Genomic DNA, 13,169 nt, shown 5'->3' with positions numbered 1-13,169 from the left:
CCCACATGACGTCCTGCGGACACTAGCCGCCCTCGCGCGCCCCCGGCAGGTCCGCCCACGGGTCGTAGTCGACCTCCAGCGGCTCCTGCGGCGGACGCTCGGCCTCGGGCACATGCTGGAGGTTGACGCGGATGCGGTACCAGACCGAACTCCTCCCCCGCATCCCGTCCACCAGCGTGTCGGCCGGGTGGAGATGGCCCACCACAGACGGGTGCCGGGCCTTCCAGCGCTCCAGCCCAGCCATCGCCTCCGGCTTGGTCTTCGCCCGCGCGATCTCGATCAGCGGCATGGTGGACTCGCGGCGGCCGGTGCGGTTGGCGCCCTTCGGCGGCTTCTCCGCAGGACCGAGGCGCTGGGCGAGGTCGAGCAACGCGTCCAGGCTTCCCGAAGACGTCTCGATACCGGCCCAGGGATCACCGAGCGCGGCGTACCGCTCGCGCACCGCTGCGAGGGTGAACGCCTGCGGGTCGCAGTCCGGCACCTCCGCCCAGGTCAGAGGCGTGGAGACCCGCGCGTCGGGAGTGGGCCGGACCGAATAGGCCGAGGCGATGGTGCGGTCCTTGGCGTTCTGGTTGAAGTCGACGAAGACGCCCTGGCGTTCCTCCTTCCACCACTTGCTGGTGGCCAGGTCGGGCGCGCGGTTCTCGACCTCGCGGGCGACCGTCTCGGCGGCCAGGCGTACGTCGCGGAACGACCAGTGCGGCTCGATCCGGGTGTAGATGTGGAACCCTCGGGAGCCTGAGGTCTTGGGCCACGCGGTCAGGCCATGGTCCTCGAGCACACCCTTCGCCACGAGGGCGACCTCGACGATCTGCTTCCACTCGATGCCGGGAACCGGGTCGAGGTCGATCCGCAACTCGTCGGGATGGTCGAGGTCCTCGGCGAGGACCGGATGCGGGTTGAGGTCGATGCAGCCGAGGTTGACCACCCAGGCCACGCCGGCCGCGTCGCGTACGACGACCTCCTCGGCCGAGCGGCCTGAGGCGTACCGGAGCTCGGCCACCTCGATCCAGTCCGGCCGCTTGGAGGGCGCGCGCTTCTGGAAGAACGCCTCCTCGTCGATACCTTTTACGAAGCGTTTGAGGATCATCGGCCGGCCAGCGATGCCGCGCAGTGCCCCCTCGGCGACACCCAGGTAGTAGCGAACGAGATCCAGCTTGGTGTAGCCGTCGGCCGGAAAGACCAGCTTGTCGGGGTTTGTGATCGTCACCTCACGACCGGCGACCTCGAGGACCTGCGACTTCGGCATGCCCTCACGATAGGACGCCGCGCGGCTGATCCTGGGGTCCCGCGCGACGCCGCTGTGATCCGGGCCCGTACCTGCGCTCGTGCTTGTGCTCGTACTTGAGGCTTGTTCGTGCGGCTGGAAGTGTGCGGGCATGCGTCATACTTCGCACCGCTACCTACATGGCGATCTTGTCCTGGTGATCGACTGCCTTGATCTCGAACGCTCGGCGGCCTTCTGGACGGAGGTGCTCGGGTACGTCCGGGAAGGGCCGGCGGGCGGCCGGTATCTGAGCCTGATTCCCGCCGATGCCAACGGGTGCGAGGTTCTCCTGCAACGTGTCACGGACCAGAAGCACACCAAGAACCGGCTCCACCTGGACCTGCGGACCCGTGATCTCGCGCCGGAGGTCGAGCGGGTCGTGAGCTTGGGCGCGACCGTGGTGACCGCGGATCCGATCAGCGAAGACGGCTGGCGCTGGCACGTGCTCGCCGATCCGGACGGTAACGAGTTCTGCATCCTGCAGCCACCGGTCTCGTACTGGCAGAGCCGGCGGCCCCGTCCAGCCGCTCTCACCTAACGCGATCCCTCGCCGCGGAAGACCCGTTGTCTCACGGGTCGAGATGACGCGGGCGGTGTCTCACATTGTGTACGCCTTATCCGGTACGAGGCGGGGCATGTTCCCACCAGGCAAGACAAGTTCGCCTAGTGAGGTGGGGACTTGCCGCGTGAGGTCTGCCAAAGGGTGTACAAAATGTGAGACACAAGCCTGGCTTCTCACTATCCGATACAACCGGGTGTACGCCATTCGAGACAGCCGCCACCTCACGCGGCATCTCCCCACGAAGCGCACTGAATTCGCCTTGCTTGGTGACAACTCGGCGCAACGAGGGCCCGAGCCGCCTCACGCCCGCGGCACTTCAGAAGACCGTGGAAACTCCAGGGGGTCATAGCACCCCCGAATCTCCACGATCCTGAGGCGACCCGCCATTACGAAGCTGCCGCACCCGCAGATTGCCGGACCTCACACGCCAACCATCACGCCCAGGTGAACCAGCCGAAAGTACGGCCCTCTCCTGCCTGAACCGTGCTTTCGATCGATGGTCGCACCGTGCCGGCGCCCGCAGGCTGAAGCCATGCCACCTATCGTGCGAGCCCACGAACTGGGCAAGAGATATCGACGACGTTGGGCGCTGGCGAACTGCACGCTGGAGATTCCGGCCGGGCGGATCGTCGCGCTCGTCGGACCCAATGGAGCCGGCAAGTCCACGCTGCTGAACCTGGCGTCGGGCATGCTGACACCCACCTCCGGCACGATCGAGGTGTGCGGCGGTCGGCCGGCCAGCGGCCCGGCGCAGCTGGCCAGGGTCGGCTTCGTCGCGCAGGACACTCCGACCTACCCCGGGCTGACCGTCGCCGAGCACCTTCAACTCGGCGCCCGCCTCAACCCGAGGTGGGACAACGCCCTGGCCGAACGCCGGATCAAGCGACTCGGCCTCGATCAAACCCAACGCGCCGGGAAACTTTCCGGCGGCCAGCGTGCCCAACTCGCCCTCACTCTGGGCATCGCCAAACGACCTCAGCTACTCATCCTGGATGAGCCGGTCGCTGCCCTTGACCCGTTGGCGAGGCGCGACTTCATGGGGGACCTGATGGAATCCGTCGCCGAGCACGAGCTCAGCGTCATCCTTTCCTCCCACCTGGTGTCCGACCTGGAACGCGCCTGCGACTACCTGATCGTGCTGGCCGCCTCCCGCGTCCAGCTGGCCGGCGAGATCGACACGCTGCTGGCCACCCACCAACAAGGTCTGGAGGACCTCGTCCTGGCGTACCTGAGTCGACCCGTCGCAACTGAGGTACGACCGACTCCGGAGGCCGTTCGATGATCTGGTTGACGTGGCGCCAGTTTCGCGCCCAGGCGGCGGCGATGGTGGTCCCGCTCGCCGCTTTCGCCGCGGTCCTTGCGATCACCGGCACACAGCTGCGGGACGAGTACGACCGCGACGGCGCCGACTTTCTGCCCCAGCTCTCCGGTGCCAACAGCAGCCTCTACCTGATCGGTGCCCTGGCCGTGATGGTCGTACCCGCGATCATCGGCATGTTCTGGGGCGCGCCGCTGATCACCCGCGAACTGGACGCCGGTACGCATCGGCTGGTGTGGAGCCAGAGCGTCACCCGCATCTGCTGGCTGGTCATCAAACTCGGGCTCACCGGCCTTGCCGCCATGACCGTCGCGGGAATACTCAGCCTCGCGGTGGCCTGGTGGGCGAGCCCCATCGACACGGCCGCCGATGCCACCAGCGTTCTCGCGGGCTTCTATTTCCCGCGGCTTTCACCGGTGATCTTCGACGCGCGCGGCGTCGCTCCCCTTGGGCACGCTGCCTTCGCCTTCATCGTGGGCGTCACCATGGGGGTTCTCGTCCGGCGGACCTTGCCAGCAATGATCCTCAGCCTCGCTGTCTTCCTTGCGGTCCAGATCGCCATGCCGATCTGGGTACGGCCAGCTCTCGTGACCCCTGAGCAGGTGACCACGCCGATTACCGCTGAGAACCTCAGGAGGTGGGACGGCGAGCGTGTCCATCTCACGCTCGACCAGCCAGGCGCGTGGGTTACCGCTCAGCAGACGGTCAATGCCGCCGGTCAACCGGTCGCGGCGCCGTCGTGGGTCACTGACTGTCTCGGGCAGGGGGCGGCACAGCGGGCGTGCGTTAACAAACTCGACCAGCTCGGCTACCAGCAGCTGGTGTCGTATCAACCAGCTGATCGCTTCTGGACGATCCAGTGGCTCGAGCTGGCGATCTATCTCGCCCTCGCGGCGGCACTGGCCGGCTTCTGCGCGTGGTTGCTCTTGAGAAAGGAAAGAATCTGATGCTTCCTGGTCGCCAGCATTCCCGGCGCACCCAATTCCGTAGCCGCAGGCGTCTCGGCACATTGGCCACGGTCGTCGCGGCAGGGTTGCTTACTCTCGCAGGTACGCCTGCCTCCGCCGGTCCTGTGGTCGAAACCCACAGGACAGCGACCGCCACGCCGTACCTGCCGAAGCCAACCGGAGCCCACCTCGTTGGGACGACCTCGCTGCACCTGAAAGACACCTCTCGCCCAGATCCCTGGGTGCCCGAGGCGGAGGCGAGGGAGTTGATGGTCTCCCTGTGGTATCCGGCGCGATCTCGAGCAGAGCGGCCCGCGCCGTATATGACGCCCAAGGAATCAGAACTCCTCATGGCAGGAGCAGGGGTCACCGGCGTACCACCTGAGGTGCTGAGCGGGACGCGGACCAACGCCTACAACGACGCGAAACCAGCAGGAGGAAAACGCAGCCTGCCCCTGGCGGTGCTCTCCCCCGGCTTCACCTGGCCCAGGAGTTCACTCACGGCTCTGGCCGAAGACCTGGCCAGCAGGGGGTACGTCGTGGTCGGCATTGACCATACGTACGAGAGTTTCGCGACGACCTTTCCCGATGGACGGGTCGCCACCTGCGCGGCTTGTGAGGTGCCCGGTGAGGGCGGCGATGAGTTCGGTACGAAGGTGGTGAAAGGCCGCGCGGCCGATATCTCCTTCGTACTCGACGAACTCACCGGCGCACACCCGAAGTGGCAGGGCGCCAGCCTGATCGATCCGTCCCGGATCGCGATGGCAGGTAGCTCAATCGGAGGCGCGAGCGTCGCCGAAACCATGCTGCGGGATTCTCGGGTGCGCGCCGGGATCAACATGGACGGCACGATGTTCGCACCGATCCCAGAACCCGGCCTGTCGCGACCGGTTCTGTTCCTGGGCCAGGAAGCGCACGGTCCAGCTGGCTTCGATCCCACGTGGGAGCGCGACTGGAAACGCCTGACAGGGTGGAAACGCTGGCTGGTGGTGGCCGGATCGGTGCACGCGTCATTCACCGACTATGACCTGCTCACTCAGCAGATCGGAGTCGACCTCGGTAGCGAACTGGCCGGGCCCCGCTCCGTTGAGATCACCCGACGGTACGTCCGCGCCTTCTTCGACCTGCATCTGCGTGACAAGCGGCAGCCCCTGTTGCGCGGGCCGTCGGCACGCTATCCGGAGGTGAGGTTCTGTACGCCCGACACCACGACCTGCGCGTAGGAGATCCGGGGGCCGGCATTCCACCGGCCCCGGATCAAGGTCGCCGACCCCTCAGACGGCGCCCTGCCACACAACCGGGAACGCCTCATCCGTCATCGGCTCGCCGTCGCCGACCGTCACGAACTCCTTCATCACATGCTCACCACTCGCGACATACCTCGTGTCGTCACCCATGACGTGCAGCGCGATGGCCCGCCGCGGCCGGGTGCTCAGGTTGGCGTGCGAGCCGTGCCAGGTCAGCGAGTGGTGGTAGTGCACCTCACCCTTGGCCACCGGCCGCATGACCACCTCGACCGGATGCCCGTCGAAGGTGTCGGGGAGCTCCGGCTCCCCCTCGATGCTGTGGAGGTACGCGATCTGGTCGCCCCACAGGTGCGAGCCGCGCACCATGCTCATGCAGCCGTTACTCTCGTCCACGTCGTCCAGAGCGACCCACGCGGTCACCTGGGTCATCGGGGTCAGGATCGGCCACAGGGGTGCGTCCTGATGCCAGTGCAGCAGCCCGCCCTGGGCGGCCGGCTTGTACTGAATCTGGTCGTGCCACATTCGCAGCGAGTTCGCTTCGGTGAGCTGGGCGAGTTCCTCGGTGATTCGGGAATTCCGGGTCAGGCTGGCGAACGGCTCGCTGGCCTGCCAGATGTTCACGATCTGCCAGATCGGACGCTCGTCCGTGCCGAGATTCGCGAGGTGAACGGGTTGCGGTTGGTCCTTACGATCACGCTCGTCGATCACCCGCACCATCTCGGCACGGAGCTCATCCACCTCGTCGTCGGTGAGCACCCGGCCGCCCTTGACGAACCCATCGGCGTGAAACCGCTTCACCTGTTCCTCAGTCAGCATCCTTCTCGCCCCATCCCGTGCCTGGACAGCCGCCGGTCCGGCGTACGCCTCGTGAGAAACGTGTCCCGGAGTCGCGCCCTTGTCAAGGCACGTTCAGGTCGGCGGCTCAGCGGATTCCGGCGCTGCCGGTGCCGAGGTTGACCTGGTAGATGTAGCGCTGGCTGAAGAAGTAAACGATCACCATGGGCAGCGTGAGGAAGAGCGCGCCCACCATGACCAGGTTGTACGGCGGCGTCTGCGCGTTCGTACTCGTCCCCGAGAGGAACTGCACGCCGAGCGCGAGCGGATACTTGCTCTGGGTGTTGAGATAAATCAGCGGCCCGAAGAACCATCCCCACGCCCACGAAAAGCTGAACACCCCCACCGCCACCAGCACCGGTTTCATCAACGGCAGCACGATCTGGGCGAAGACCCCGAAATGGCCGAGCCCGTCCACCTGCGCGGCCTCGTCCAATTCGCGGGGTATCCGGGTGATGAACTGCCGCATCAGGAAGATGTTGTACGCCCCTCCGAAAAGGTGCGGCACGATCAGCGGCAACAGCGTGTCGATCCATCCGAACTCCCGGAACAACACGAACTGCGGAATGATCGTGACTTCGGCCGGCACCATCATCGTGCTCAGCAGGATGGTGAACAGTATGGCCTTTCCGGGTGCCCGCAGCCGGGCGAACGCGTACGCCACCATCGCGCTGACGAACACCTGGCCAAGACAGGCGAAGGTCACGATGATCAGGCTGTTGAGGATCCAGGTGGCCATCTGCGCGTCCGAGGTCATCACCCGGACGAAGTTGTCGAAATGAAACTCCTTTGGAAACAACGTGAACGCGGCCTTCTGGACCGTGGCATCACTCGACAGCGCGATCGACACCATGAAGACGAACGGCGCCGCGAGCACCGCCGACACCACTGTCAGCACGGAGTAGGACCACACGGCGTCCCTGCGACGGAAGGTGCCGACGGCGACCGTCTCCCGCTCACTTCGCCGCCCCGTGACGGCGGGACCGCCCGTGACCGACGCACTCACTAGCGGACCTCCGTCTCGTAGAAGACCCAGCGGGATGAGGTACGGAACGCGATCGCCGTACAGATCATGATCACCGCGAAGAGCACCCAGGACAGGCCGGAGGCATATCCCATCCGGTAGTTCTTGAACCCTTCTTCGAACAAATACGGGACGAGCATCTGGCTGGCATTGTTGGGACCACCGCCGGTGAGGATATAGACCTGACCGAAGACCTGGAACGATCCGATCAATCCCATCACCACATTGAAGAGGATGACCGGCGACAGCATCGGAAGGACGATCTGGAAGAACCTCTGGCGCGGGTTCGCCCCGTCGATCACCGCGGCCTCCAGGAGCTCCTTCGGGACCCCGCGCATGCTCGCGAGCAGCAGGACGACACCGGTACCTACTCCCCATAGTGACAGCAGAATGAGGGCCGGAATCACCCACGCCTCTTCGCGGAGCCAGTCCGGACCGGTGATTCCGAGCACCCCGAGCGCGCGGTTGATCAGGCCGGCGTCTGGCGCGAGCACCCAGGCGAAGAGCATCGCACTCGCCACGAGCGGCACCAACGCCGGAAGGTAGACGATGGTGCGATAGATCCGCATGCCCGCCAGTGGTTTGTTCAGCAACGCGGCCAGAGCGATCGACACGATGGTCGACACACCGACGGAGATGACCGTGTAGTAGGTCGTGTTGCCAAGGACCTTCCAGAACACCGGGTCCGCGGTGAACATCCGGATGTAGTTGTCCAGGCCGGTCCACACGGGCGGCGTCAGCAGGGCGTAGTCGGTGAAGCTGAAATACAGCGACGCGATCATGGGTCCCGCGAGAAAGACCACGAAGCCGACCAGCCAGGGCGAGACCATGAGATAAAACCACCTGGCCTCGCGCCTGGCCTGGAGCGAACGCCGGGCCCGGATCGATCGTCGGGTCTGGATCGACCTTCGCCGTGGAGTAGTCACTTGCTCTGACTCATCACCTGGTCGAGCCGCTGCTGGATGGTCTCCAGTGACTTGGCGGGCGTGGCCTTGTTGTTCATCATCGGCTCGATGTTGTCGCTGAACACCTTGATCATCTCGTTCCACTGCGGCGTCAACGGCGGGACGTAGATGAAGCTCGCGGACTCGGCGAAGGCACCCATGTTGACTTCACGCGTCGCCCACTTCGGCTTGAGGAACGCGTCACTCCGCTGCACCTCGAGGTTGGCCGGGGCGTCCTCGGCCTCGTCGATGATCGGGCGTTGGCCCTCCGCGCTGGACAGGAACTCGACAACCTTCCACGCGTCCGCCGGGTGTTTCGACGTACGAGAGATCGCCAGGCCGTTGAAGAACGCGCTGGTCGCCGGCTGCTTGCCCTTCCACAGCGGAGCGATGTCCCAGTCGAGTCCCTTGACGGTGTTGGCGGCGGCGATGTTCCAGAAGCCGGTGATCTCCATGGCCAGCTTGCCCTGCGCGAAAAGCTGGTCGGGCCCCACACCCTGTCCGTAGTTGGCCAGGTCGCGTGGCGTCGGCGCGACCTTGTGCTTCCAGGCCAGGTCGTTGTACCACTGCATGGCCTCGACGTTCTCCGGGCTGTTGACCACGGGCCGGTTGTTGTCGTCGAGGATCCGTCCGCCGTTCTGGTACATGAACGTCATCCAGTACGGCCACCAGGAGATCGTGGAGAATCCCCACTGCTTGACCTGGCCGTTCTCACGGATGGTCAGCTTCTGGGCCGCGGCCAGCAGGTCGTCCCACGTCCATTCGGCAGTCGGATAGTCGGCGCCGGCATCGTCGAACATCTTCTTGTTGTAATAGAGGACCATCGCACCAGACCGGTCCGGAATGGCGTACTGCTTGCCTTCGTACGCGAAGATCTTCGGCACCGTCTCGCCGAACATGTTGCCAAGGTCGAGCTTGCTCTGCTGGATGTAGTCGTCGAGCGGCAACACTTGGTTCTTACTGGCGAACGCCGGAGTGTGCTCGGCCAACTCGAGGATGTCCGGCCCCTTGCCGCCGGCGATCGCCGTGGAGATCTTCTGGGAGTACTCCTCGCCGCCCGGTGAGAGTTGGAGTCGTACCTTGATATTCGGGTACTCCTTCTCCGCCAACCGGAGTCGCTGGTTGTAGACCTTCTTGTCGACATCGCCTCCCCACACGCTCATCGTGAGCTCGACCTTGCCCTTGGAGGGTTCGTTCGAGGGCCCGGAGCCGCAGGCAGCGAGAGCGGTGAGGACACCCAGAGCGACCGCGCTTCCCACCAGCGCGGTGGCAAGGCGTGACCTGGGAGCCGTGACAGATGGCATGCGGTCCTCCTGGCGACGTGACGCATCCAACGACGGGCGACCCACTTTAAATAATATTTGATGCGGCGGTAACCCACTCGGCACGGATTGGCCGATCGAGGCCGGGCAGCCTTCCCAAGTCCGGCGGAGGTGACCGTCGCAGGATGTCATATCAAGACCGTCGGAGCTTGACGCGATCGTGACCTTGGTGTGACCGAAGCTGGGGCAACGAATCCGCTCGCCGCGGCATCTTCAGAGGTGTCACCACTTGCATGTCGACACCAGCTCGGCTGCCATCAGCACGTTGACGGGGAGGACGGATCTCATGCGTCGTCGTCGGATCGCCACGGCCCTCATCTGCGCCGTGTTGGGCGTCGCCGTTCTCGGAGGCGCCGCCTACGCCACCGGGATACCGCCGTTCGCGCGGCAGACTGTCTCCGCCGCGTCGAATGCCGCCGCACCTGACGCGACGCCGACGCCCGGCCGGCCGACCGCGCGCGCGTCCGCCGTACCCTCGACGACCGCACCGACCTCGGGTGCTACGGCAACGCCACCGGCGGCCGCCGACCCGCGGGCGACACCGGCACCCACCACGGTTCGGCCTACTCCGAGAGCGACTGCCCGGCCAAAGCCGGCGGCGTTGATGAGCCTCGACGATCGCGGTGGTGACGTACGCGAGTTGGAGGCGCGGCTCGCCCAGCTCGGGCTCGTCTCGACCCGCTGGATCGACAACTATTTCGGCACCGCCACCCGAACCGCGGTCCGAAGCTTCCAGGTCAAGCGGGATCTCCCCGCACTGGGGTACGTCGACGCGGCCACCTGGCGCGCGGTCCGGGCACAGACCAGGACGCCCACCCGCGCCGAGTTGTATCCGCCCAAGCCGACACCGCAACCCAACCGCGCCAGCGCGCTCGACCCGCGCTGCACCACGGGCCGGGCCATCTGCGTCGACAAGTCGACCCGTACCCTCCGCTGGGTCGTCGACGGCCAAGTGCGGTTGACGATGGACGCGCGGTTTGGCTGCCAGTCGAGTGCCACCCGCGAAGGCGCGTTCACGCTCCGCGCGAAGGTACGCAACGGGTACTCGAACTTCTACGACACCCGGATGCCGTTCGCGATGTTCTTCAGCGGCCACCAGGCCGTGCACTACTCCGACGACTTCGCCGCTCGCGGGTACGCCGGATGCTCCCACGGCTGCGTCAACATCCGTAACTGGAACGCGTTGGAGCAGCTCTTCGGCGAGGCCCGCGTCGGTGACAAGGTGATCGTCTACTGGTCCTGACCGCTGGCCGAGATCCCTTTGCCCAGCATCTGGCCGGGGAGTCGACGTGGCGTTGGGCGAAGCCGAGTGGAAGACGTGCAGGTGGGTGACGACGACGTCGCCTGGCCGGCCGGTGAGTTCGACGACTTCCACCGGCACGCCGTCGATCTCCCCCGTCTGCCCGACGAGTGACCGGCCGCGGTCAGGCTGGCTCGCACCGCGCAGCAGCTCGGCCAGCCAGGGATCGTGCCTCATGAAGCGCCGCCAGTTGTCCTTGCCTCCGCCTGTTTGAGTGGGCGCAAGCCTTTTCTGGTACCGCTCCACAAGCCTGTGTGTCCCAGGAAGCAGCATCGTGCCACCGCCTTGCGGGCCGACCTCCCCGAAGAACGCGAACAGCTTGACGGCGAAGACCGGCCAGGTCGGCTCCGCGAACCCGCAGTCCATGTGCCAGAGATCCGGGAGGACCCATGGCCCTCGCTGGGGAAGCGTGACGAGGATCTGGGCACCAGGCTTGGGCGGAGTCCAGCCACCGGCGCCGAAGATGGCGTCGAGGGAGGTACGAACGGCAGGATTGTCGGTCAGCGCGGCGAACGCGCGATTCCGCTTCAGGCCCTTCCAGCTGATGCCGGTCCAACCCTCCGACCACGTGGAAGGGTCGTCGACATCCAGACCCGTCGTGCGGCGAGCGTAGCCCCAGACAGCGTTCCGCATCGCGGCCGCTTCGTCCTCCGTGAACGCCGCATCCAAACGAACGACGCCGGTCTCCATGAAAGCCTGTCGAATGGCGCTCTCCTCCATGTACGAAAGTCTCCCGTGGACGCACCCACAACTCACCTGAATTTCGGAGAGCGGAGTAGCCGGACGACGCCGGCGACGGACACCCGAATGCGCTGGTCGGGTCTGGTGGCGCTTTGCTGCTCCTGGTCTGTCAGGTTCGGAGGCGTTGGTTGCGGATGGGGTTGCGTTGCTGGTCGATCCATTCGGGTGGGGTGAATTCGGGTGCGCCGTCGGCGGCTATCCGTATCTGCCAGGTGCCTTGGTGGATGAGCCTGTGGTGGTAGCCGCACAGCAGGGCCCCGTTGGCCAGCGTCGTCGGTCCGCCGTTCAGCCAGGACTTGATGTGGTGGCCGTGGCACCAGGCGGGTGGCCTGTCACAGCCGGGGAACGCGCATCCCCGATCCCGTAGCTCCAACAACTTGCGGAGCCTGCCGGTGAAGAACCGGGTCCCGTCCGACAGGGCGACTTCGCCGTCGCGGATGCCGAACCAGCTGACTTTGGCATCACACGCCCATTCCTGAACCGTGCGTGCCGACACGTAGGTGCCGGTACGCAGCAGCCGTCCCAACCCGGTGCCGTTGACCAGGTTCCCGTCGGTGATGGTCACAACGATGTGCGGTTTCTCCCCACCCTGCGACGGGGAGGCTCCGGAGTCGAGGTAGCGGCGGACGAGCTCGTCGAGCGCTTCGCCTCGACGCTGGGCCGCGCTTCGGGGGTCCAACCCGTCCGCGGTGGTGGGAAGCGGTTTGGAGAGTGGCTCGATGGCGGTGCGGAATCGGTCGGCCGCGATCGGGTCGAGCTTCCCGCGGATGTGGGTGCCCGAGCCGTCCGGGGCGTCGTACAACGACAACTCACACCGCCGGGCAGCCTTGGCTTCTTCTTCGGCGAGTTTCTTCGCAAGCACCTTGTCGGCAAGGTCCGGGTCGACAGCGTTCAAGACGGCTTTGCCCAGACCGGCCAGGTCTTTCGGGTCGAACACGCGAGCGTGTTCGACGAGCACCTGTTCGGCCTCAGCCCTGGTCTCTTGGCCGGCTTCCTTCGGTAGATCGCGGATCGCTTTCGCGATCACCCTCGCGTGATCGGCGCTGATCTCCCCGGCGTTCAACGCCAACTGGACAAGCGGGAGGGCGGTGTCCAGATCGTTGGCCAGGCGCACCGCCGCCCGGGCGTGTTCGGGGCGCATCCGCAGCAGCGACGACAACAAGGCGGCCGTGCCGGTCGCACCAACTGTTCGGCCCAGGTCGCGGCGGTCGGCCTCGCGGATCACCTGGAGCTGAATAGCCTCGATCTGGGCCTTCAAAGCTTCCAGGTTCATGAGCAGGTCGATGAGCTCCTCGTGAGGAGTCGACCACAACAGCGCACCGGACTCCTCAGCGAACCGGGCACGCGCCCGCTCCACCAACACCCAGAACCGGTGCCGGCCCGCATCCGCCGAGGTCGAATCCATACCCAAACACTAGCGGCGACCACCGACAAGACCCGGTCCCGAAAGCCCAACGAAACAAGGCCATCCGGCATCCGACCAGACCACCGTTCTGGGTCGGGGCACCCTTGGCCAATAGAGCCGTACAAGGGTGCCCCCGACCCAAAACCGCAAGCATCACGGTCCCCCGTCGCACGCCCCGCGATGCCAACCGCGCCGCCCACCGCCGGGCCCGCGTTCCATGATCATGAAGCCAGAAAGGGCTATCCGTCCCGAAACCCT

General features: G+C 65.9%; 11 protein-coding genes and 1 pseudogene. 5 read left to right on the top strand and 7 right to left on the bottom strand.

The features are described from left to right. Nucleotides 1-22 precede the first annotated feature (22 nt). A complete protein-coding gene (gene ligD, locus B141_RS0112120) occupies nucleotides 23-1,249 on the bottom strand; it encodes a non-homologous end-joining DNA ligase (RefSeq protein ID WP_020575434.1) in 1,227 nt (408 codons plus the stop codon). Nucleotides 1,250-1,379: 130 nt separating this feature from the next. Between ligD and B141_RS0112115 the strand changes: the two genes are divergently transcribed. The 4 genes from B141_RS0112115 (at nucleotide 1,380) to B141_RS0112100 (ending at nucleotide 5,317) form a co-directional block, all read left to right on the top strand. Further along, a complete protein-coding gene (locus B141_RS0112115; RefSeq protein WP_020575433.1) occupies nucleotides 1,380-1,805 on the top strand; it encodes a VOC family protein in 426 nt (141 codons plus the stop codon). A 556-nt stretch (nucleotides 1,806-2,361) separates the two neighbouring features. Continuing rightward, a complete protein-coding gene (locus B141_RS0112110; RefSeq protein WP_020575432.1) occupies nucleotides 2,362-3,111 on the top strand; it encodes an ABC transporter ATP-binding protein in 750 nt (249 codons plus the stop codon). After that, nucleotides 3,108-4,094 (top strand): ABC transporter permease subunit, encoded by a 987-nt coding sequence (locus B141_RS0112105; RefSeq protein ID WP_020575431.1) that lies wholly within the window; start codon nucleotides 3,108-3,110, stop codon nucleotides 4,092-4,094. The genes B141_RS0112110 and B141_RS0112105 overlap by 4 nt, the downstream gene beginning before the upstream one ends. Then, nucleotides 4,094-5,317: an alpha/beta hydrolase family protein gene (locus B141_RS0112100; protein WP_084678252.1), complete on the top strand. Its 1,224-nt coding sequence runs from the start codon at nucleotides 4,094-4,096 to the stop codon at nucleotides 5,315-5,317. The genes B141_RS0112105 and B141_RS0112100 overlap by 1 nt, the downstream gene beginning before the upstream one ends. Before the next feature lie 51 nt (nucleotides 5,318-5,368). Here the strand turns inward: B141_RS0112100 and B141_RS0112095 are convergent, their stop codons facing one another. The 4 genes from B141_RS0112095 to B141_RS0112080 form a co-directional block, all read right to left on the bottom strand. Continuing rightward, on the bottom strand, nucleotides 5,369-6,157 hold the full coding sequence (locus B141_RS0112095) for a phytanoyl-CoA dioxygenase family protein (protein ID WP_020575429.1): 789 nt from the start codon (nucleotides 6,155-6,157) through the stop codon (nucleotides 5,369-5,371). 106 nt (nucleotides 6,158-6,263) lie between these two features. Further along, nucleotides 6,264-7,181 carry a carbohydrate ABC transporter permease gene (locus tag B141_RS0112090; protein ID WP_020575428.1) on the bottom strand — a complete coding sequence of 306 codons (918 nt, stop codon included), beginning with the start codon at nucleotides 7,179-7,181 and terminating at the stop codon, nucleotides 6,264-6,266. Continuing rightward, nucleotides 7,181-8,029 carry a carbohydrate ABC transporter permease gene (locus B141_RS0112085; RefSeq protein WP_020575427.1) on the bottom strand — a complete coding sequence of 283 codons (849 nt, stop codon included), beginning with the start codon at nucleotides 8,027-8,029 and terminating at the stop codon, nucleotides 7,181-7,183. The genes B141_RS0112090 and B141_RS0112085 overlap by 1 nt, the downstream gene beginning before the upstream one ends. A 92-nt stretch (nucleotides 8,030-8,121) precedes the next feature. Then, entirely contained in the window at nucleotides 8,122-9,447 is a 1,326-nt protein-coding gene (locus B141_RS0112080) for an ABC transporter substrate-binding protein (RefSeq protein ID WP_020575426.1), read from the bottom strand. A 304-nt stretch (nucleotides 9,448-9,751) separates the two neighbouring features. Here B141_RS0112080 and B141_RS0112070 point away from each other — a divergent pair, with 304 nt between their 5' ends. Beyond that, on the top strand, nucleotides 9,752-10,708 hold the full coding sequence (locus B141_RS0112070) for a L,D-transpeptidase family protein (protein ID WP_084678251.1): 957 nt from the start codon (nucleotides 9,752-9,754) through the stop codon (nucleotides 10,706-10,708). 93 nt (nucleotides 10,709-10,801) lie between these two features. Here B141_RS0112070 and B141_RS52780 read toward each other — a convergent pair. Together B141_RS52780 and B141_RS0112060 are read right to left on the bottom strand one after the other, a co-directional pair. After that, nucleotides 10,802-11,398 (bottom strand): annotated as a pseudogene (locus tag B141_RS52780) (hypothetical protein); the annotation flags it as partial. A gap of 217 nt (nucleotides 11,399-11,615) precedes the next feature. Beyond that, nucleotides 11,616-12,911 (bottom strand): HNH endonuclease signature motif containing protein, encoded by a 1,296-nt coding sequence (locus B141_RS0112060; protein ID WP_020575422.1) that lies wholly within the window; start codon nucleotides 12,909-12,911, stop codon nucleotides 11,616-11,618. Between the last annotated feature and the right edge of the window lie 258 nt (nucleotides 12,912-13,169).

Origin of the sequence: Actinopolymorpha alba DSM 45243 (assembly GCF_000373925.1) — a bacterium.
Taxonomy (GTDB): Bacteria; Actinomycetota; Actinomycetes; order Propionibacteriales; family Actinopolymorphaceae; genus Actinopolymorpha; species Actinopolymorpha alba.
The sequence above is the reverse complement of the archived record's forward strand: the minus strand, read 5'-3'. Positions and strand labels throughout refer to the sequence as shown.